Origin of the sequence: Ensifer aridi (assembly GCF_002078505.1) — a bacterium.
Classification (GTDB): domain Bacteria; phylum Pseudomonadota; class Alphaproteobacteria; order Rhizobiales; family Rhizobiaceae; genus Sinorhizobium; species Sinorhizobium aridi.
The window spans coordinates 520,701-541,048 of sequence record NZ_LUAV01000004.1; the positions used below are offsets into that span (position 1 = coordinate 520,701).

20 protein-coding genes, 1 tRNA gene and 1 pseudogene are annotated in these 20,348 nt (G+C 61.9%); 9 read left to right on the forward strand and 13 right to left on the reverse strand.

What is annotated here, in order from left to right; translation table 11 throughout:
- The first annotated feature begins 115 nt into the window (after positions 1–115).
- The 4 genes from plsX to AYK65_RS06170 all read left to right on the forward strand — a co-directional run bounded on the left by plsX (position 116) and on the right by AYK65_RS06170 (position 3,243).
- Entirely contained in the window at positions 116–1,159 is a 1,044-nt protein-coding gene (plsX, locus tag AYK65_RS06155; protein ID WP_026612558.1) for a phosphate acyltransferase PlsX, read from the forward strand.
- A gap of 18 nt (positions 1,160–1,177) precedes the next feature.
- Positions 1,178–2,149, forward strand: a complete 972-nt coding sequence (locus AYK65_RS06160; RefSeq protein ID WP_046118323.1) for a beta-ketoacyl-ACP synthase III — start codon at positions 1,178–1,180, stop codon at positions 2,147–2,149.
- A gap of 94 nt (positions 2,150–2,243) precedes the next feature.
- Positions 2,244–2,582 (forward strand): integration host factor subunit alpha, encoded by a 339-nt coding sequence (locus tag AYK65_RS06165; RefSeq protein WP_026612556.1) that lies wholly within the window; start codon positions 2,244–2,246, stop codon positions 2,580–2,582.
- 130 nt (positions 2,583–2,712) lie between these two features.
- Positions 2,713–3,243, forward strand: a complete 531-nt coding sequence (locus tag AYK65_RS06170; protein ID WP_046118322.1) for a MerR family transcriptional regulator — start codon at positions 2,713–2,715, stop codon at positions 3,241–3,243.
- Between the two features lie 124 nt (positions 3,244–3,367).
- Here AYK65_RS06170 and AYK65_RS06175 read toward each other — a convergent pair whose 3' ends face one another.
- Complete coding sequence (locus AYK65_RS06175; protein ID WP_026612554.1) at positions 3,368–3,592, reverse strand: hypothetical protein; 225 nt, start codon at positions 3,590–3,592, stop codon at positions 3,368–3,370.
- A gap of 195 nt (positions 3,593–3,787) precedes the next feature.
- On the opposite strand from AYK65_RS06175, the gene AYK65_RS06180 reads away from it, so the two are divergent.
- Positions 3,788–3,864 (forward strand) — tRNA-Pro (locus AYK65_RS06180).
- 360 nt (positions 3,865–4,224) lie between these two features.
- On the opposite strand, the gene AYK65_RS06185 is transcribed toward AYK65_RS06180, so the two are convergent.
- Positions 4,225–4,485 (reverse strand): hypothetical protein, encoded by a 261-nt coding sequence (locus AYK65_RS06185; RefSeq protein ID WP_046118321.1) that lies wholly within the window; start codon positions 4,483–4,485, stop codon positions 4,225–4,227.
- 186 nt (positions 4,486–4,671) lie between these two features.
- Here AYK65_RS06185 and AYK65_RS06190 point away from each other — a divergent pair, with 186 nt between their 5' ends.
- The gene (locus AYK65_RS06190) at positions 4,672–4,878 is read left to right on the forward strand and encodes a CsbD family protein (protein ID WP_026612552.1); all 207 of its coding nucleotides are present in this window, start codon (positions 4,672–4,674) and stop codon (positions 4,876–4,878) included.
- A 220-nt stretch (positions 4,879–5,098) separates the two neighbouring features.
- On the opposite strand, the gene AYK65_RS32330 is transcribed toward AYK65_RS06190, so the two are convergent.
- From AYK65_RS32330 to AYK65_RS06220, 7 genes are all read right to left on the reverse strand, one after another.
- Positions 5,099–5,275, reverse strand: coding sequence for a hypothetical protein (locus tag AYK65_RS32330; RefSeq protein ID WP_167549645.1), 177 nt, complete (start codon positions 5,273–5,275; stop codon positions 5,099–5,101).
- Positions 5,276–5,764: 489 nt separating this feature from the next.
- A complete protein-coding gene (locus AYK65_RS06195) occupies positions 5,765–6,058 on the reverse strand; it encodes a hypothetical protein (RefSeq protein WP_026612551.1) in 294 nt (97 codons plus the stop codon).
- 635 nt (positions 6,059–6,693) lie between these two features.
- Positions 6,694–7,866, reverse strand: a complete 1,173-nt coding sequence (locus AYK65_RS06200; RefSeq protein WP_046118320.1) for a glycosyltransferase family 4 protein — start codon at positions 7,864–7,866, stop codon at positions 6,694–6,696.
- The gene (locus AYK65_RS06205; protein ID WP_081158049.1) at positions 7,863–9,113 is read right to left on the reverse strand and encodes an O-antigen ligase family protein; all 1,251 of its coding nucleotides are present in this window, start codon (positions 9,111–9,113) and stop codon (positions 7,863–7,865) included. Before AYK65_RS06205 ends, AYK65_RS06200 begins: the two co-directional genes overlap by 4 nt.
- Positions 9,110–10,672, reverse strand: coding sequence for an undecaprenyl-phosphate glucose phosphotransferase (locus AYK65_RS06210; RefSeq protein WP_081158050.1), 1,563 nt, complete (start codon positions 10,670–10,672; stop codon positions 9,110–9,112). The genes AYK65_RS06205 and AYK65_RS06210 overlap by 4 nt, the downstream gene beginning before the upstream one ends.
- 61 nt (positions 10,673–10,733) lie before the next feature.
- On the reverse strand, positions 10,734–11,906 hold the full coding sequence (locus AYK65_RS06215) for a glycosyltransferase family 4 protein (protein WP_046118319.1): 1,173 nt from the start codon (positions 11,904–11,906) through the stop codon (positions 10,734–10,736).
- Between the two features lie 5 nt (positions 11,907–11,911).
- A complete protein-coding gene (locus tag AYK65_RS06220) occupies positions 11,912–12,487 on the reverse strand; it encodes a polysaccharide biosynthesis/export family protein (protein ID WP_026612546.1) in 576 nt (191 codons plus the stop codon).
- 194 nt (positions 12,488–12,681) lie between these two features.
- Between AYK65_RS06220 and AYK65_RS06225 the strand changes: the two genes are divergently transcribed.
- Positions 12,682–14,820, forward strand: coding sequence for a GumC family protein (locus AYK65_RS06225; protein ID WP_081158051.1), 2,139 nt, complete (start codon positions 12,682–12,684; stop codon positions 14,818–14,820).
- A gap of 18 nt (positions 14,821–14,838) precedes the next feature.
- On the opposite strand, the gene AYK65_RS06230 is transcribed toward AYK65_RS06225, so the two are convergent.
- Positions 14,839–16,083: a GNAT family N-acetyltransferase gene (locus tag AYK65_RS06230; protein WP_046118317.1), complete on the reverse strand. Its 1,245-nt coding sequence runs from the start codon at positions 16,081–16,083 to the stop codon at positions 14,839–14,841.
- A 261-nt stretch (positions 16,084–16,344) separates the two neighbouring features.
- Between AYK65_RS06230 and AYK65_RS06235 the strand changes: the two genes are divergently transcribed.
- Positions 16,345–16,995, forward strand: a complete 651-nt coding sequence (locus AYK65_RS06235; protein ID WP_081158052.1) for a CatB-related O-acetyltransferase — start codon at positions 16,345–16,347, stop codon at positions 16,993–16,995.
- A 3-nt stretch (positions 16,996–16,998) separates the two neighbouring features.
- On the opposite strand, the pseudogene AYK65_RS06240 reads toward AYK65_RS06235, so the two are convergent.
- Positions 16,999–17,739: pseudogene (locus tag AYK65_RS06240) on the reverse strand (metallophosphoesterase family protein).
- Positions 17,740–17,755: 16 nt separating this feature from the next.
- Entirely contained in the window at positions 17,756–17,968 is a 213-nt protein-coding gene (locus AYK65_RS06245; RefSeq protein WP_046118314.1) for a DUF2842 domain-containing protein, read from the reverse strand.
- A 225-nt stretch (positions 17,969–18,193) separates the two neighbouring features.
- Here AYK65_RS06245 and AYK65_RS06250 point away from each other — a divergent pair, with 225 nt between their 5' ends.
- Entirely contained in the window at positions 18,194–19,297 is a 1,104-nt protein-coding gene (locus tag AYK65_RS06250; protein ID WP_046118313.1) for a COX15/CtaA family protein, read from the forward strand.
- A 67-nt stretch (positions 19,298–19,364) separates the two neighbouring features.
- Here the strand turns inward: AYK65_RS06250 and argC are convergent, their stop codons facing one another.
- Positions 19,365–20,297, reverse strand: coding sequence for an N-acetyl-gamma-glutamyl-phosphate reductase (argC, locus tag AYK65_RS06255; RefSeq protein WP_046118312.1), 933 nt, complete (start codon positions 20,295–20,297; stop codon positions 19,365–19,367).
- Positions 20,298–20,348 lie beyond the last annotated feature (51 nt).

Here is a 20,348-nt window from a genome sequence, read left to right on the forward strand (position 1 = left end):
GGGGCCGTTGTGCCGGACGTTGCATGCTGGCCCAAGTGTCAGAAGGAACATGGATCGCCGCCGCCACTTGAGCGGCGATACGTGTTGCGTGGCGGGAAAAAGGGATAAGACACGCGTGGTCAGAATTTCACTTGACGTTATGGGGGGCGACTATGGTCCTGAGGTCGTCATCCCGGGCGCAGCGAGAGCGCTCGAACGTCATCCGGACATAAAATTTGTTCTGTTCGGCCAGGAAGCGCAATGCGCCGAATTATTGGCCAAATACCCGAAGCTCCAGGCGAGCAGCACCTTCCACGATTGCGAGATTGCCGTCGGCATGGACGAAAAGCCGAGCCAGGCGCTTAGGCGCGGGCGCGGCAAATCGAGCATGTGGAAGGCGATCGACGCGATCAATGCCGATGAGGCCGATGTCGTCGTCTCAGCTGGCAATACCGGCGCGCTGATGGCGATGTCCGTCTTCTGTCTCAGAACCATGCAGGGCATACAACGCCCGGCGATCGCTGCCATCTGGCCGACGCTCAAGGGCGAGAGCATCGTGCTCGATGTCGGCGCGACGATCGGTGCCGACGCGCAGCAGCTGATGGACTTCGCGCTGATGGGCGGTGCCATGGCCCGCGCCCTGTTCGAGGTCGAGCGTCCTTCGGTGGGTCTGCTGAACGTCGGCGTGGAAGAGATCAAGGGGCAGGAAGAGGTCAAGGAGGCCGGGCGGCTCATCCGTGAGGCCAATATCGAAGGGATCGACTACTACGGCTTCGTCGAAGGCGACGACATCGGTCGCGGTACCGTGGACGTGGTCGTGACCGAGGGATTTTCCGGCAATATCGCGCTCAAGGCGGCCGAGGGCACCGCTCGCCAGATCGCCGAATATCTACGAGCCGCCATGTCGCGCACGCTTCTTGCCAAGATAGGCTATGTCTTTGCCAAGGCTGCTTTCGACCGAGTGCGCGAGAAGATGGATCCCCGCAAGGTCAACGGCGGCGTCTTCCTGGGCTTGAACGGCATCGTCATCAAGAGCCATGGAGGCACGGATGCCGAAGGGTTCGCCGCGGCGATCGATGTTGGCTATGACATGGTGAAGAACGGCCTGAAGGCGAAGATCGAGGCCGATCTGGCACGATATCACGGCGCCGAGCCGTCCGAAGCCCTTCCGCGAGCATGAATGAAGAGGTTTGAGTAGATGATCCGTTCTGTCGTTCGCGGCTTCGGTGCAGCGCTGCCCAAGCGGGTGATGACCAATAAGGAAATGGAAGCCAAGGTCGACACGTCCGACGAATGGATCGTGCAGCGGACCGGCATTCGCCAGCGCTATATCGCGGGCGAGGGCGAAACGACCGCGTCGCTCGGCGAGGCGGCTGCGCGTGCCGCGCTCCGGAGGGCCGACCTGACGGCGGACGACCTCGACCTGATCATCGTGGCGACCTCGACCCCGGACAACACCTTTCCGGCAACCGCGGTCAACATCCAGAACCGCCTCGGCATGCGCCATGGAGCGGCCTTCGACATGCAGGCGGTCTGCTCCGGCTTCGTCTATGCGGTCGCGACGGCGGACGCCTACATTCGCGGCGGCCTCGCAAGACGGGCGCTGGTGATCGGCGCCGAAACCTTCTCGCGCATTCTCGACTGGTCGGACCGCACGACCTGCGTGCTTTTCGGTGACGGCGCCGGCGCGATCATCCTGGAAGCGCAGCAAGGCGAGGGCACCAATGCCGACCGCGGCGTGCTGACGGCGCAGTTGCGCTCCGACGGCATTCATGGCGACAAGCTCTATGTCGACGGCGGCCCTTCGACGACCGGCACTGTAGGCCATCTGCGGATGGAAGGGCGGGAGGTCTTCAAGCACGCTGTCGGCATGATCACTGACGTGATCGAGGCGGCTTTCGAGGCGACCGGCACGACGGCGGACGACGTCGACTGGCTGGTTCCGCACCAGGCCAACCGCCGCATTATCGACGGCTCGGCGAGGAAACTCGGTATTCCGCTCGAAAAGGTTGTGGTGACGGTCGACCTGCATGGCAATACGTCCGCCGCCTCGATCCCGCTCGCGCTCGACACCGCAGCCTCCGACGGGCGCATCAAGAAGGGCGATCTCGTGATGCTCGAAGCCATGGGCGGCGGCTTCACCTGGGGCTCCGTTCTCGTCCGCTGGTAAAGAAAATAATGAACCCAGGCAGGCGCTTGACCGCCACAGGCAAGGGCAATAGTCTTCAATCGCTGATCGGCATGCCAGACATCGGTGGGGGAAGATGAGCGGAAAAACAGTAACGCGAGCAGACTTGGCTGAGTCGGTCTTTCGAAAGGTGGGGCTATCTCGGACGGAGTCTGCAGAGCTTGTGGAGACCGTTATCGACGAGATTTGCAACGCAATCGTGCGTGGCGAGAGCGTGAAACTGTCTTCTTTCGCAACGTTCCAGGTGCGCGACAAGAACGAGCGTATCGGACGCAATCCGAAAACCGGCGAGGAGGTGCCGATTTCCCCGCGCCGGGTGATGACCTTCAAGGCTTCGAATGTGCTGAAGCAGCGGGTGCTGAAGGCGCACTTGAGCCGCAAGGCCAAGCAGAAGCAGTCCGGTTCGGCCTCCTGAACTGCCGTCGGCGGCCACAAATGTGGTTGAAAACCCTTCCATAAGCCATTGAAATAGTCGTGACTCATGTATCATCGCGTGATGATCGGTTCGCGCGGTGCGGTGCCGTAAGTCAATGGAAGGGGATGAGATGGAAAAAAGCCCGGATGCCTTCCGCACCATCAGCGAGGTCGCAGACGAGCTCGATCTGCCCCAGCACGTGCTCCGTTTCTGGGAGACGCGGTTCCAGCAGATCAAGCCGATGAAGCGGGGTGGCGGGCGGCGCTATTACCGCCCCGAGGATGTCGACCTGCTCAAGGGTATTCGCCATCTCCTTTACGATCATGGTTATACGATCAAGGGCGTGCAGAAGCTTCTGAAAGCCAACGGCAACAAGTTCGTCGCCGCAATCGCGAGCGGCGATCTCGCCACGGTGGAGGCGCTTGCCGCTTCAAGCAACGAGGAGCCCGTTCCGCCCAAGGCCGGGATCACGGACGAGGACCAGATCGTTGGCCGTGCCAAAGCTCCGGCCAGCCGCCGCTTCTTCTCCTTCGGCGGCAGCAGCGATGAAGCGGAGATATCGATCGGCAAGACCTCCGTCAGCAAGGAGGACCGGGCGCTTCTGCAAGAAGCGCTTTACGATCTTCTCGAATGCAAGCGCTTGCTCGACCAGGTGCGGTAATTTGATATCCCACGGCATGTTTCCTTAGCGGATTTAAGGGCAGAAACATGCGGCAACTCGCGGCGGGTTACGGGACGCGGGCCTCGGATGCGCAGCAACGAGGCCCGAACCGGGCGCCTCCGAGCTATTCTTCCGCTTCTTGAGCAGATTGCTCTTCTTGCGGCAGCTTTTGCTGCAGGAGGAGCGCGTCAGTCGAGGTCGACTGCTCGGTCTTCGTCACGCTCGCCGTCGTCATCTGCTTGTCGACCGCGTCTGTCGATGCCGTGGTATCCGAATGCCCAAGGCAAGCGGCAAACGCTGTCGTCGTCGAGAGTGCGAGGGCGGCTGCAAGTACGAGGATGCTCTTCATCGGGCTTCTCCTGTGGTTGCAGGCGCAGTGTACCCGCCGCGAGGCTCCGGTCCAAATCACAAAACTGTTCTGTCGCCACTGACTGTGCTGCCGCCGGCACGGCTCGGGGCGGCGGAAGGACCGGTAAAAGTCTATTTTCCCCTTGCGCCGGTCGTGTCTTCCGACTAATGAGAGCGGGCTTGTAACGAAGCGGGTCGGAGCGTAGCGCAGCCCGGTAGCGCACTTGACTGGGGGTCAAGGGGTCGCTGGTTCAAGTCCAGTCGCTCCGACCATTTTCCCGTTGAATATACCTGCGAATCGAACGCGTTTGGGCATTGCGCGGCTTCCGATAAAGCGGAACTAAAAGCGCCTGGAACGCTGCTTTGCGCCCATAAACTCCCGAAACGTCCAGAACTGCGCTCGCGGATTCACTTCGATCGGCATCACGCCACATCTCGGATGTTGGCCAGCGAGGCCGTGAACATTCGCGCCCGTGGAACGTTTCTTTTCGCGATGCGGCGTTGGTGATGGAGGGTCTGCTATGCGTCCTGACGAGCGTGCCAAGCTGATCGAGTGGTCGGCGGCTGTTGCCGCATTTGCTCTTATCGCGGCGCTCTTAGTCGCAACGTAGCTGCTCCGATTGGCTGCTTAAATTAAATGATGCCGGAGAATTTCTGGCGCTCGCGAATGTAAGCGATGGCAGCAGCCTCCAAGCTCTTGCACTCCTCCTCGGCCTTGAGCAAGGCCGCATCGTCCCTTTGAGTCGAGCATCGAAGAACATCCCGTCGCAAACAGGCATGTTCATAGAACTCGCAAAGCTTCAGGAACGCGAGGTCGTTGATCATCCACGTGGTATCACGTAGATCGGGCGCCGCCAGAAGCAGCCGGGCCATTCCTGCCTTCTGCACATCCATATCGGACCGCTCGAACCCGGTTGAAGGGTAGCATCTGCAAAAAACCCATGTCTTGAAGGAAAAGTTCCGAAAATGCGTCTCATGAGCCGAAAAACGCAATCGGTGCGCCAGCTTACGAGAAAATCGAACCTAATCCGCCGTCGCGAGTTTTCAACATACAGAGTATCTGACTCAGGAGGAAATGCGATGGATTGGAACCGTGTCGAAGGGAACTGGAAACAGGTAAAGGGAAAGATCAAAGAGCAATGGGGCAAACTTACCGACGATGATCTCGATCGGATCGCGGGAAACCGAGACCAGCTCGAAGGCAAAATCCAAGAGCGGTATGGGATCGAGAAGGACCGCGCACGACGCGATCTCGACGACTGGTACAATCGACAGACCTGGGACTAGAGGCTCCCGGTTTGTCACAACGGAACTTAACCCCGCTTCGGCGGGGTTCCCTTGTTGCCTGCGGGGCGGACTTTTTCCCCACCAAGCAATCAGATGGAGCAAACGGTGCCTCCGGCGCGGCGATTCTGCCTTGCCATCAGCGAGACACAAACCCGAGATCGGCGGGGATCACGGGTTTGACGTAGCTATGTGTGAGGGTGGCAACGCGAGGACGATAGCGTTATTCGGAGCTTGCTTCGGTCTCATCGTTCGTTTCAGACGATGTGGACGGCTGCTCAAGAGGTCTTTTCGCCAAGGCCCTGATTTCCTCGGCGAGGGCGGCGAGCTGTGCAGCAATTTCTAAGAGGTCCGAAGCCGGTTTTGTGTTGCCGGTGCTTTTCTTATCGCGGTCGCCCATGTTCCCAGTCGCCGTTTCTGGGGCGGCATTCTTGACCGCCAGCCCGGGCGAGGCCAGTCGCTGTTACGCCAGGCCTCTAACCGCCTCCTCCCCGTACGAGACGGCTGACATCAGCTTAACGCCGGACCGCCGCCCACGGCCATTTGCCCATACGACGTAACCCGACACTCCAAAATCAGTCAGAGCGCTGCCACCGCTAGCAGGTTCGTGCTGCCGCAAAGGGCAGAGTGAACAAGAGCAACATCGCGTCCGTGCTCGTGGCGTAGGATGAACACGGCGCTGGGTCCGGCATGGACCGGTCGCACCGCGTGGCGCAGTGTTTGCCCTGCTCATGCAAGGAGGTCCTCCTTTTAGAAGGACCTCCTTTACAGTTTCGCTCACAGCGCCGTGCATCCTTTCAGATACGCCAGGGTCGCTGCCGCGTTTTGAAATGTTGGCTAATCTTCAGATCGGGTTCCATCAAGAGTGCAGCGGTTAGCGCGCGCCGCCTTACTCCCCGCCGGAACTCGAAGTGCCGGAATCCGGATTGGCACTTGTTGCGCCGGTATCCGGGTTGGAGCTCGGCGTACCGGTGTCAGGATTGGAACTCGGCGTACCGGTGTCGGGGTTGGAGCTCGGTACGCCGGTATCGCCACTGGAGCCAGACGAGCCTGTGTGTTCACCCGGTATGAGAACGATACCGTTGTCTGCATAGGCGTCGCTTGAGGCCGAGATTAGCGGCATGACGGTTGAGGCTGCGAGTCCAAGCAGCGACGCAGCGATAAGGGTTGAAAGTTTCTTCATTGGATTTCCTCCTTTGGCAGGCAGGCGCCTGCCTCAGGCCATTCCCTCCGACGTGAGGAAAGGCATTTTGCCCCAGCCGCGCGGAGGATTACATCGGAACTAGGCATTTTAGCGATCCACGATACTGGCTCTAAAAAAGCTGCTTAGGGAGGGCGAGGCGCTTGATATCGCGCGCGCCGACACTAACTCCATAAAAGTATGCGACGTTCGAAGCGGTTCCCTTGGATGGAACAGGGTCGAAAGCCCGAGCTATATGATGGATACGTCGCGATCGGAGCTGCAGCGGATCTGGCCAATCCATCTGCAGCTCTGTTGCTGTTTGGGGGTTCGGGATTTTTCGCGCGAGCTATTTCCAGGCCGGCTCCCAGACTTTCCGCTCTCCGGTGAGAGATACTCGGCGAACTCACGCTGACAGCGGTCGGGACTGAATCCGGAGGGCGATGGAGTATCGGCAGAGATGCCGAATTCGCGGACACGGGCGGTCTCCTAAGAGGCGGCATAGGCCCGCTTGCTTTATCTCTCCCATTGCGGCACTCAATGAGCCAGCGATCGACGATTGAGACTTGAAGAATTCCCTGCTCGCTGCGCAATTTAGGCTCCGATGCTGCGATCTTCGGCCGGCGTTGCTTTCTCGCTTATCGTCGCCGCCTCGCCGCCAGCCTTTGGTAGACTTCTTCCGTCTGGTCGAGCATCCGCTCGAGCGTGAAGCGATCCCGGCAGGCATCCGCCGCCTTGGCAAGTCGCGGATAGGTACCGGGATCAGCCGCGGCGATCATGGCTTTGGCAAGCGGCGAAATATCGTCGCTGTTGGGGATGATGAAGCCATTCTCTCCGTGCTCGACTGCGGTTTTCGCGCCCCCGACCTCGGAGATGATGATTGGTCGGCCGGCAGCAGCGGCTTCGAGCATCACATAGGACATCGCCTCGTAGCGGCTCGGCATGACGAGGAGGTCGAAGGCGCAAACGGCTTGCGGCCCGGTGAAGGCGGCAGTGAGATGAATGCGGTTCTGCAATCCGCTTGCGGCGATCGCCCGGCGAAGCTCTCCCTCCAGTTCGCCCGATCCGACCATCACCAGATGGCTGTTCCCGACCGACGACGCGATGCTCCTGAAAGCGTCGAGCAGGCGCTCAGGCGCTTTTTGCGCGGTAAGGCGCCCGATGAAACCGAAGACGAAAGCGTCAGACGGGATGCCGAAGCTCGCGCGCACCGTCTGCGCCATTTCGGGCGAGGGGGCCTCAACGCCGTTGACGATCACCGACATGCGTTCCTGCGGCAGGCCGAGCGAGAGCGCATGGGCGAACTCGTCCTCGGAGACGGTGACGAGGCGGTCGGTGAAGAACCAGGCGAGAAGCGATTCGATCCCACCATAGATCAGCCGGCCGCCACGCCCGAGCGCCGGATCCATCGTCCTGAAGGCGTGCGGCGTGTAGACGCGCGGCACGTGCGGTCCCGGCAGACGCAGGCGCGTCAGCGCTCCGGCCTTGGAACTGTGGCCATGGATCACGTCGAACGGCCCGGCGCCGCGGATGATCCGGCCTATGGCGCGGAAAGATGGCAGGTCGGAGGGGCCGGGCGCGCGCCGCATGTCGACGGCATGGACGGCGGCAAGGCCGAGCGCCTTGAGCTCACGGACGAAGCCTTCCTCCGCCCGGATTGGGGAGTAGATCGCCTCGACGTGATGGCCGCGTGCATGCATGCCGCGGCAGAGATCGAGGAAGTGACGCCCGGACCCGCCGCCGCTCGGCTCCAGGACTTCGAGAAGGCGCAGCGGAGCGGCCGGCGAGTTGCCGCTTGCGGAATTGCTCATTGTCCGGCGGGTCTTCCGGCCCGGGCTCGACGTCGGCTGCGGTATTCGAGCGCGGCGCATCCCCAGACGATGCCGACAAGCATGTAGAAATGGCGCCAGTGATCAGTGTCGATGACATTGCCGATGCCCACATGCCCGATCAGCGTGACCCAGGCGATCATCAGATAGGGTTGCCACGGCCTGTTGAGCAGAAGGAAGCGGAAACCGAGCGAGAGCGTCCACAGGACGAGCGTGACATAGGAGACGAAGCCGAGCCAGCCGTAGGATGTCAGGCTCTTCAGAAGCACATTGTGCTCGTCTTCGGGAAACATGGTGCTGAACACCATCGGGCCGATGCCGAGCGGTTTTTCCATGGACATCAGAAAGCCGATCCGGTGCCGGTCGAACCGGCCGAGATGCCCGCCGTCGTAGTCCTGCACAAGCTGGGAGCGGCTCAAAAAGAGGGCGGCGACCTGCTCGGATTGCAGGGCGACCAGGAGCGCTCCGACGATAAACAGTGTGCCACAGAGCGCCAGCACGAGGATCCGCAAGCGGAAGAGGCCGTTACGCTCCTTGAGCAGCATGACGAAGACGAAGGCGACGACGCAGAAAAGGTTGAGCGCCCAGGCGGCACGGGAGAAGGAGAGGAACACGCCTAGCGCAAGCACGAGCAGCCCGGCGATCTTTAATGGCGCCCGGCCGATCGGCTGGGTCAGTAGGCCGTGTATGAGGTAGAGCGCCGGGGCCGCCAGGAAGGGCCCGAAAACGTTTGGATCCTGGAAGGCGCCTTTGGCGCGGTCATAGAGGGTGAAGTTGCTCGCACCGGGTATCGCGCCGAAATAGCCGAGAATGCCGAGAAGGGCGGTGATGATCGCCGCGGCCAGCCAAGCGTTGAAGATGAGCGGCAGGCGCTGGTGGCGATCTTCTATGATGGCCGCGAAGAAGACGGCCGAGAGGCAGAGAAAGCCCGAGACGGCCATGTACATCGGCCCTGTGCCGAGATCGCTCATCACCGTCAGCGAGAGGGTGCCGCCGACCATGAACAATATGAGGAGGGCGAGAAGAGGGGCGACCGCACGGGAAATCCTGAGGCCGAAGACGGCCCAGAGACCGATGAGGCCGGTCATGAAGACCTCGTAGGGCGCGGGTTCCGCGATAACGAAGCCCGACAGGAAAACGGCGAACGCAACCAGGCCCGAACCGACGATCGAAATCGCCGCAAGCTGCGGCCGAAGGACGGCTGGCCTCGATGCGGTCGCGGCGATCAATAGGCGTTTTCCGTGTTGAGCAGCCGGAACGGTGTCAGGAAAAGGATCTTCAGATCGAAGAGCAGGGACCAGTTCTCGATGTAGTGGAGGTCGAACGCGGTGCGGAAGCGGATCTTCTCATCATTGTCGATCTCGCCGCGCCAGCCATTGATCTGGGCCCAGCCGGTAACGCCGGGCTTGACGCGGTGGCGGGCGAAATAGCCCTCGACGACATCGGAATAGGTCCGGTTCTGCGTCTGGGCGAGCACCGCATGGGGGCGCGGTCCGACGAGCGAGAGCTCGCCCTTCAGCACGTTGAAGAGCTGCGGCAACTCGTCAATCGAGGACTTACGCAGGAAACGGCCGACGGGCGTCACCCGAGGGTCATTCTTGGTGACCGCATTGCGGGCGGTCGGGTCGCTCATATGCGTATACATCGAGCGGAATTTGTACACCTCGATGGTCTCGTTGTTGAAGCCGTGGCGGAGCTGCTTGAAGATGATCGGACCGGGCGAGGTCGCCTTCACGGCGATTGCTGCGGCGAGCATCACCGGCCAGAGGAGCGCAAGCGCCGCGAGGCTGAAGAAGATGTCGAAACACCGTTTCGCCACCGAATCCCAGTCGGCAATCGGCTTGTCGAAAATGTCGAGCATCGGCACCTGCCCGACATGTGAATAGCTGCGCGGGCGGAACCGCAAATTGTTGGCATGCGCAGCAAGCCGGATATCGAGGGGCAGTATCCAAAGCTTTCGCAAGAGCTCGAGGATACGCTTCTCCGCTGTCAACGGCAGCGAGATGATCAGCATGTCGATCCTGGCGAGCCGTGCGAACTCGACCAGTTCGTCGACAGTCCCAAGCTTCGGGTAGCCGGCAATCACGTTCGGCGATCGGCGCTCATCGCGATCGTCGAAGATGCCGCAGATGCGGATATCGTTGTCCGGTTGGTGCTCGATGGTGCGGATGAGGTCCTTCGCCGGTTGGCCGCCGCCGACGACGACGGCACGGCGTTCCATCGTGCCGTTTCGTGACCAATGGCGGATCGAATAGGCGATGAAGGCGCGCTCGGCGACGAGGAACAAGGCGCCGACAATGAACCATGTGCCGATCCAGAGGCGCGAATAAAGGTGGCCGGACTTCAGGAAAAAGAGCGCAAGCGCGATCGCGCCGAAGGCTGCCACCCAGGCGGCGAGGATGCGGGGGGTCATCCTGAGCCAGGCGCACAGGGCTGGCACCTGGTAGGCATCGGCGATCTGCATGGCGGCGACGGCGAGTGCCGAGCCGCCGGCGAGGATAGCGAGATAGACGGGCAGTTGCGCAAACGTCGGCTCGACATATTGCGCATTGATACCGTAGCCGATGGCAAAAAGGGCGCAGAAGTCGAGCAAGCGGATGAGGCCGGTGACCATCGCCGGCGAATAGGTGTCGGCGCGAAACTGGAGCGCGATCTGCTTCGCGAGCGGATTGAGCTCCGCAATATCTTTCTTGCCCTTCTTCTCCTCACTCGCGCCCATCCGGATCTCCGAGGCCTTCTTGCGAAGCGCTTCGGGATCGAAGGTCTCTGGCCTGTCAAACTGGTTCATGGTTTCTTTTCCGGCGCTGCAGTCCCCTTCGCCCGGATAGCAGAAAGCCACTAAGAAACGCTTACGTTGTGCGAAGCCGCGCCGCAGGCACGAGAGAATCCTCAGTCAGTTCGCGGTAGAGCTGCATCACGTGTTTGGTCATGACGGAGGCGGCGAAGCGCGATTTGAACCGCGCTGCATCCGGCATCGTGCGGACGGTCCACTCCTCGTCGACGATCGCGGCTGCCATGACCGCAGCAAGTGCCCCTGCATCGCCCGGCTCGACCAACGCTTCGCTGCCCGCGCCGAGCACTTCCGGCATACCGCCGACCCGGGTCGCGATAACGGGCTTGCCGGCGGCGAGCGCTTCCAGAAGGATGTAGGGCATCGACTCCGCGCGAGACGGAATGACGACCAGTCGGGCGAGTGCGAAAGCCTCGCGCGCCTTCATCGCAGGGAACATTCTGATACGGTCGCCGAGGCCCATCCGCAGGATCATTTCTTCGTATTGCCGCTGCTGGGGTCCGTCGCCGATCATCAGCGCCGAAAGGCGGCGCCCGGCGATGCGCTCGGCCGCCGCAAAGCCCTCTATGAAGAGATCGGGACCCTTGAGGTCCCGCATCATGCCGATATAGAGGAGATCGACGGCATCGGGTCTCGTCGCGGTCCGCTCGAACTCGCCGTCATCGATGCCGTTATAGATCAGCTCGTTCCGGCCCGGCGGTCGGCCGACCTTGGCGAAATAGGTCTGGCGTTCGAAGTCGCAGACGAACACGAGCGCATCGGTAAGACGCTCCTGCAGCCGCTCCAAGCGGAAGATGAACGCGCCGGCGAGGGACTTCCGCGGGAAGTGCAGGCTGCCCCCATGGGGCGAATAGAGGCGGGCTACGCGATACTTGTTGACCCGCAGGGCTGAACCGATGATGCGTGCAAGCGCGCCACCCTTGGCGCCGTGCCCGTGCAGTACATCCGGTTGCAAATTTCTGATTTCCTTGTAGCTGCGCCACAGCGCACCGATGTCCGATGGACCGATGCCGCGGTGGATCGGCACGCGGAGGACGCCGAGCGCCAGATGCGGACGCACCTCATCGAAGAGCGATTCCTCGTAGGCGCCACCGGTGATGCTGTCGCAGAGGATGCCGACTTGGTGTCCGGCTTTCGCATGAGCCTCGGCAAGATCGCGCACATGGCGGAAGATGCCTCCGACGGGCGATCTGAAGCAATGGAGGATGCGCAGGGGACGTTCGCTCGCCATGGAGATCAGAACAGCCGTTCGCGAACATAGATCGTGTCGCCCGCCAGCACCGAGTCGGTGATTGGCACGCGTCCGGTGATGATGCGGCCGTTGACCTTGCGGGTGACATCGGCGGTCTGCTGGTACGCGCGCGGGGTAAAACCGCCGGCGACCGCGATCGCGTTCTGGACCGTCATGCCCGGAACGTAGGCGTACTGACCGGCCTGGCCCACCTCGCCCATGATGAACACGGAGCGGTAGCGGTCGACCTCGATGGTCACGTCGGGGTCCTTGAGGAATCCTTGGCGCAACTTCGACGCGATCATGCCTTCGAGTTCCGGCAATGTATGGCCACGCGACGGCACGGCTCCGATCAGCGGGAAGGCGACGTAACCCGCCTGGTCGACCGTGTAGGTTCCGCTGAGACTCGGCTGCTCAAAGACGTTGACGCGCAGGCGGTCGCCGCTGTCCAGCCGATAGGGTTGGATCGTCGCCTGGCTGAATGCCTTGGGCGCGGGCTGGTAATTGGTGCAGCCGCCGACGAGCGCCGGCAATAAAGCCACGGCGAAAGCGCGTGTTGTCCTGGTGGCTGCGCTAGACATGCGGGTCTCGGGCTCCGGAAATGATCACCTCTCGCCAACGTTATCGATCCGTTAGGGTTAATAGCCGGTAAACTCGCTGCCGGAATTTCGAGCTTCTGCGTTGCCGAAAACCATCTTAGGGTTGCGGCCGAAATTAACCGTTGCGTTACCATGTTCGTTTACCTTCCGGCCGAATGAATAAGCTGGAGTGGGGCATGTCGGGCATCGGCGGGCAGCAGGATGTGGATATCGATCTCGGCGGGCTCTTCCGCGCCATCTGGCAGCGGCGCGTCCGGGTTCTGCTCGCTACGGTTGGTGCAGCGGCAATCGCCTTTGCTGCGGCGAAGATGATCGCTCCGGATTATGAGGGCGAGACGCGTGTGCTGATTGAATCGCGCGAGCCCGAATTCAGCGGTCCGAACCAGGTGTCGCAGACGAGCTCCGACAGGATATTCGATGAGTCGGGCATCCTGAGCCAGGTGCAGGTCCTGCGTTCGGCCGACCTGATCAAGCAGGTCGCCCGCAACATGAAGCTCCACGAACTGGAAGAATTCGATCCTTCCGCCCATCCCTCGGCGGTTTCCGATCTCCTCGTGATGCTGGGTCTCAAGAAGAACCCGCTCGAATTGCCGCCGGAAGAGCGGATACTGAAAGAGTTCAATGCGAAGCTGCAGGTCTATCAGGTCGAAAAATCGCGCGTGATCGCGATCGCCTTCACGTCGAAGGATCCGAAGCTCGCTGCGGAGATCCCGAACGAGATGGCGAACGTCTATCTCTCGCTGCAGAGCGGCGCCAAGCTCGACTCCAACTCCGAAGCGAGCCGTTGGCTTGAGCCGGAGATCGCCAATCTGCGTGAGAAAGTGCGCGAGGCGGAGGCGAAGGTCGCGGCCTACCGGGCCGAGTCGGGTCTGCTTCCGACCGGCGAGACGCAGAATTTCACCACGCGCCAGCTTGGCGACATCTCGACGGAACTCGCACGGGTGCGCGCGGAGCGCGCGAATACGGCGGCGCGTGCCGAGGGCGTAAGGGCGGCGCTTGCCGCCGGCCGCTCGGCCGATACGCTCGCCGACATCGTCGGTTCTCCGATGATCCAGCGCCTCAAGGAAAGCCGGGCGAACGTCAAGGCGCAGATCGCCGATCTGTCGACGACGCTGCTCGATGGCCATCCCAGGCTGAAAGGGCTGAAGTCACAGCTCGAGGGCGTCGAAGAGCAGATCCGGGCGGAGACGCGCAAGATTCTCGCCAGTCTCGAAAACGAGGCGAAGGTCGGGCAGTTGCGCGAACAGCAACTGGTTCAGCAGTTGAACACCCTCAAAGCTCAATCGGCCCAGGCAGGCGAGGAAGAAGTGGGGCTGCGTGCGCTGGAGCGCGAAGCAGCGGCGCAGCGGCAGCTTCTGGAAACCTATCTCGCCCGTTACCGCGAGGCGACATCGCGTACGGTCGCCAATGCGACGCCGGCCGATGCGCGGGTGATTTCGCGTGCCGTCGTTCCGACCAGCCAGAGCTTCCCAAAAGTACTGCCGATCACCATCGTCGCCGGCTTCGCGAGTTTGCTTGTGAGTTGCGTTGTCATCATGCTTGGCGAGCTTTTCAGCGGTCGGGCCCTGAGGCCGGCTTCGCTCCCGGAAGCGCTCCCGGTCGCCCGACCTATGCAAGCGTTCGCTGTCTCGAATACCGCCGAGGACGTTTCCACGCCCGCCCTCTCTCTGGGAGAGCCGGTGGAGCAGGAACCGGAGCGCGAGGATAGCACCGCGGTAGAGCACGACTTCTCGATCGCGTCGGTTGCCGATCATCTCCGCGCAAACGACGTGCGTGTCGCCGTTTCTGTCTCGCCGGGTGGTGACGAAGGATCGACCGCGACCGTGATGCTCGTGCGCCTCTTGGCCGAAGAGGGAGAGAAGGTCGTGCTGATCGACCTCTCGGGTTCGGCTTGTCCGAGCCGGCTCATGGCGCAGTCGGCGAGCTTTGCGGGAATTACGAACCTGCTTTCGGGCGAAGTCGCCTTCTCCGAATCGATCCATGCCGACAAGTTCTCTGAGGCGCATGTCATACCGCACGGCAATGCCGATCCGCACGCCGCCATGCGCGGGATCGACCGACTGCAGATGATCATCGATGCGCTCACCAATGCCTATGATTTGGTGCTGATCGAATGCGGCCCGGCCGATGCGGGAGCGGTAGCGAAGGTCGCCCGGCGCGAGGCAACCGAGATTATTCTATCGGCGCCGTCGGTCAGCGATGAACGTGTCGTCGAGGTGCTGACGAGTTTCGGAGAGGCCGGCTACCGCGACATCGTGTTGATGAAAGGGGAGGGCCGAAGCGGCCCCGAGTTGCCCGACAGCCGCGCGGCCTGACACCGTCTTGCGGACCACTCAATCGTCGCTCAGTCCGCCGGTCGATTCCATCATCTGCCGTCGCCGCCGCTGAATGAAAGCATAAAACGCCTTGTTGCCCTTGATGGCCCGCTTCACTTCGGCGGCTGCCCGTTGGACGGCGGCGGCGAGATAGCCGCGTAGCGTCAGCGGCAGGATGATGTCGCGCAATGGCGTCTCGATCGTGCACCAGGATCGCTTATAGGGCTGGTCGCCGATCCCGAAGTCGAAGAGGGTCACACCTTCCGCTGAAAGACGCTCGATGATCCGATAGAACAGCAGCTCGCCGGGACTGCTGTCGGCGGCGAACTCGTCGATCGAACCGAACTGGCAGATGACATGGTCGCCCTTGCGCGAAAAGCCGGCAATTGCGACGACCCGGCCCTCGTGTTGCCGCTTGAGTCTTATCGCATTGAGCTCCAGAAGGGCGCGATTGTCCGGCTCGGATGCGCGTCCATCGATCAGCGCATGGAAGAAGGCGCGCGTCTGGACGTCGCGAAATGCGTCCGGCAGCCCGAGCGCTTCGAAGCGTGCCGCCTTCTGCTGGAAGAATGTCTCGAGCAATGCATGCGCCTCAGGCCCCTGGCGGGCGATCACATAGTCGTACCCGCCCAAATCGGCGAGGCGTCTTTCGGATATGCGCATCTTCTTCCGCCGCCGCTTGGCATTGATCTGGGCAAGCGTGGGCTCGATACCGCCGAGGAGCGGTAGCTGGAACGAGGCGTTAGGGTTCCGGATCGCCGGCAGTAAGGCGAAGGGGTGCGGTGCGCCCCGCCACGCCGCCGGCGTCCTTTCGAGCACTATGACGTCCGCGAACCGGCGGAGCTCGCGACGGACGCCGCGGGTGAGCGCGGCGAGCAGCTCCGCCGGAGGCACTTTGTCGATTTCACTGGTGAAGAGGCCGGTGTTGAGGTTGCTATGCTCCGAGCCGATGAGGCGGGCCGTACGGAAAACGCGCCAGCGTTCGATCTCGAAGGGCAGGATGAACAGCAGTCGCCCGCCGAGCGAGCCGCGAACGATCAGAAGCTGGCTGCCGTGCGTTTCCTTCCACGCCGCGCACCAGTCGTAGCTCTGGTGCAGGGAATTCGCGTTGTTCTCTTCAAGTGTGCGCCATTCCGGTTCTAGCGCGGCCATATCGAAGTGAGCCGAGACCGTGATCCGCTCGCCGTCACACCGTTCGGCGGGCTGGCTTGCATGCAGCCCGCCATCGCTCAAAGGCGCAAGGGTGAAATCGGTATTGGCCATCGTGATTTGCTCCGTCTGCGGAATGCCGCCATTTGAAGCGCAAATGTCGCTATATCCGATTAATCCGTGAACCGAGCGTGGAAACGCGGTTAGCGAAGCGTGAAGCTGCGGTTGGAAAGTCGCGATTGCCGCGTTACATGTTTGCCGACGAACGGAGGGCAACATGCGCCACTGAAAATGGCCCGGGCTTCAAGCGGAGTTCCGTGCGGCCGGACCGCAGCCAACTCACGACGCTAGACGACCATTTTTCTGGAGCAAGCAATGCCAGCCAGTCTCTCCACGCCGGATTCCGGCGCCAAGCTTCCCGTTCCCGAGTTCCCGCGCATCGGCTTTCTCAAGAACATCGTGCGCTCGCCCCTGATCGAGATCGGCGACTTCAGCTACTACGACGACCCGGACGGCCCCGAACGCTTCGAGGAGAAGTGCGTTCTCTATCACTATGATTTCATCGGCGACCGGCTGGTGATCGGACGCTTCTGCGCGCTCGCGACGGGCGTGCAGTTCATCATGAACGGAGCCAATCACGCGCTCGGCGGCTTCTCCACCTTTCCGTTCGGCATTTTTCCTGGCGCGTGGCGCGAGCGCTTCGATCCTGGCGGCTATGCCAGCGGCTATCGCGGCGACACGATCATTGGCAACGATGTCTGGATCGGTATGGAATCCGCTATCTTGCCGGGCGTCGCGATCGGTGACGGCGCCGTAGTCGCCGCGAAAGCGGTCGTGGCGAAGGACGTGCCGCCCTACGCCATCGTGGCGGGCAATCCTGCACGGGTCGTGAAGTTCCGGTTTTCGCCCGCGACGATCGAGAGACTGCAGGCGATCGCCTGGTGGGATTGGCCAGTCCACAAGGTGACCCGCAACATCGCGGCGATCACCGGTGCCGATCTCGATGCACTTGAGGCGGCGGAATAGCCGTCAATCGAGAAAGCCGGTTGCGAGCGCCCTTGCCCATTCGGGGCGGTTGCGATCGGCGGCGAGCCGCGATATCGCCATGTGATCGTAGCCGACGCAACGGAAGGTCACGCTCCAGCCGCCGGCGGCATGCTCGACAATGGCGTAGCGCGCATCCGGCGAGCCGGTTTCGACCTTGTGAGCGACGGGCTGATCATCGTCATATCCGGGGCAGCCGACGCTCCCGGGATTGACGAGAAGGCGGCCGTCCGCAAGCCGCACGGCTCGTGCGATATGGGTATGGCCGCAGAGGATCACGGGATAGTCGATCCCCTCCGCGTAAGCTCTCGATCGCTTTCCGCCCCGCCATATGCACCACGCCGTCGGCTGTCAGGGCCTCCATCCAATAGGTCTCGTCGCTGGCGGGCGTGCCGTGGCAAAGGAAGAGCGCGTTGCGATAGACAAGAGTTTCCGGCAGCTCCGCCAGCCAGTCGAAGTGGCGTTTCTCGAGCTCGTCATACGCGACACGATCCGAAGGACCCATCTCGGCAGGATCGCGGGTGAGAAGATAGCGGTCGTGGTTGCCGCGGATCGCCGGGATGTTGCGGTCGATCAGCATATTTGCCGTCTGTGCCGCATTGAGCGGCCCGCTGAAATGGTCTCCGAGATTGACGATCTCGGGGATCCCTTGCGCATCGATATCGGAAAGCACCGCTTCGAGCGCAAGGTCGTCCCGTGGATATCGGAAATGACGGCGATCTTCATTGCAGCGCTCCGGCGATCAGCGATTGTCGACAGGCTTCTCCATCCACTTGATGATCAGCATCGCAGGAAGGATCCACAAAAGACCCGTGAAGAAGAAATAGAGAAGGTGAACCCACCAGGGTGAAGCACCGAGCAGGAGCGAGGCGAAGGTGACCGCTGCCAACGCATAGACGATGACAAGGATGATCAGGAGGATGGTGCCGATCAGTTTTCTGAGGCGTACGGGCATTACTCTTCTTTCTTATGGCGGCAACCTAGGCCGGGTCGGGAAAAGAGCGTGCGGTTTCAGTCCGCATCGCACTCGAACCTCTCAGAATCGGCCGCGACGGCATGCCGCAAAGGCTTCGGCCTTGTTTTGCACGGCACTCTGGTGCAAATCAACGGCTTTCCGGACCGCCACGCTCAGCGAGCCTGTGTGCGGTGACCGTATCCGGCGACAGATGAGGAAGCGCCCATGGCCCACGCCGAGTTGGCAATAGAACAGACGCTGCTCAAGGAGATTGGCAGAACCGAGCGTAACCGCCGGCAGATCCGCGGCTGGCTTGCGGTCGTGCTGTTTGCCTTGTTTGCGCTGGTGCTCGTCGGGGGGGCGACGCGGCTGACCGAATCCGGCCTTTCGATCACCGAATGGAAGCCCATTCACGGCGTGATTCCGCCACTCTCCGCGGAGGAATGGGAGGAGGAGTTCCGTCTTTATCAGCGCATCCCGCAATATGAGCAGCTGAACAAGGGCATGACGGTCGAGGAGTTCAAGACGATCTTCTGGTGGGAGTGGGCACATCGGCTTCTCGCGCGCAGCATCGGCGTGATCTTCGCTCTGCCGCTGTTCTTCTTCTGGGTCACGAGGCGGATCGAGCGGCGGCTGAGGCTGCCGCTCCTCGGCATTCTCGCGCTCGGCGGTTTCCAGGGCTTCATCGGCTGGTGGATGGTGTCTTCCGGACTCGCTGAGCGGACCGAAGTCAGCCAGTACCGGCTCGCTACCCATCTGGTCATCGCCTGCCTGATCTTTGCCGCCTGCATGTGGATCTACCGCGGTCTTTGTCCTCATTCGGACGATGCCGCCCCGACGAAAAGATCGCAGGCGGTGGCCGGCATTGTTGCGGCCATGAGCCTCTTCCAGATTTATCTGGGCGCGCTCGTCGCCGGCCTCGATGCGGGTTTAAGCTACAACACCTGGCCGTTGATGGATGGCGCGCTCGTTCCGGGCGGCCTGTTCATTCAGCAGCCCGCCTGGATCAATCTTTTCGAAAATCCGAAGACCGTGCAGTACGTACACCGTCTCGGTGCCTATCTGCTCTTCGCACTGGCGCTCTGGCATATGATCACGTCACTGCGCGCCGCGCCGGAAACAACCCATGCCCGCCGCTCCTTGGTCCTGTTTGGCTTGGTGACGGTGCAGGCGGCGATCGGCATCACGACGCTTCTCCTGCAGGTGCCGATCGGCTGGGGCGTATTGCACCAAGCGGGTGCCTTGGTCGTTCTGGGTTTTGCAATCGCCCATTGGCGCGGGTTTGTCGGCGAATATCCGAGATCGACGGCGATCGAAGTGCGCGGCTGAGAGGGCCGCAACGGTCAAAGAAACACCCCGGCAGAAATGGCTGCCGGGTTTTTGTTTCACTTCCACCTTAGGCGGAAAGCATCAGGTCCATGTTCTGGACGGCCGCCCCCGAGGCACCCTTGCCGAGATTGTCGAGCAACGCGACGAGGTTGACATGGGTGCCGCCGCTGGTGCCGAAGACGAAGAGCTTCATCGTGTCCTTACCGGCGAGCTCCGTCGCATCGATCCGGTTGAGCTTGGCGCTTTCGTCAAGCGGAACGACCTCGACTATCGATTGACCGGCATAATGTTCGACAAGGGCGGCGTGGATGCTTTCGAGCGTCGCGCCGGGAGCAAGCTCTTCGAGATAGAGCGGCACCTGCACGATCATGCCCTGCGGGAACTTGCCGACGGATGGGCTGAAGACGGGCGCCCGCTCGAGCAGGCCGTGCATCTTCATTTCCGGCACGTGCTTGTGCTTCAGCGTGAGGCCGTAAAGGAAATGCGGCGCGCTGATGTGGTCCGGGTTCTTCTCATCCTCGATCTGCGCGATCATCTGCTTGCCGCCGCCGGTATAGCCGGAAACGGCATTGACGGTGACCGGGTAGCCGTCCGGCAGGATACCAGCCTGGCGCAGCGGCCGGACCACACCGATCGCGCCGGTCGGATAGCAACCGGGATTGGCGACATGGCGCGCGTCGCGAATTTTCTGCGGCTGAATTCTGTCCATTTCCGCGAAACCATAGGCCCAGTCGGGCGCGACGCGATGCGCGGTCGAGGTGTCGATGATGCGCACGCGATTGTTGCCGGCAACCATGGCGACTGCCTCGCGCGAGGCATCATCTGGCAAGCAGAGTATGGCGATATCGGCGCTGTTCAGGAGATCTTCGCGCATCGCCGCATTGCGGCGCTCCGCCTCCGGGATCGACAGGAGCTCGAGATCCGTGCGATCGGCCATGCGCGCACGGATCTGCAGGCCCGTCGTGCCGTGTTCGCCATCGATGAAGATCTTCGGTTTCATGATTTTCCTGCTCCTGCAGACGCTTGCCGGACTTTCCGGAATCAGTCTGGC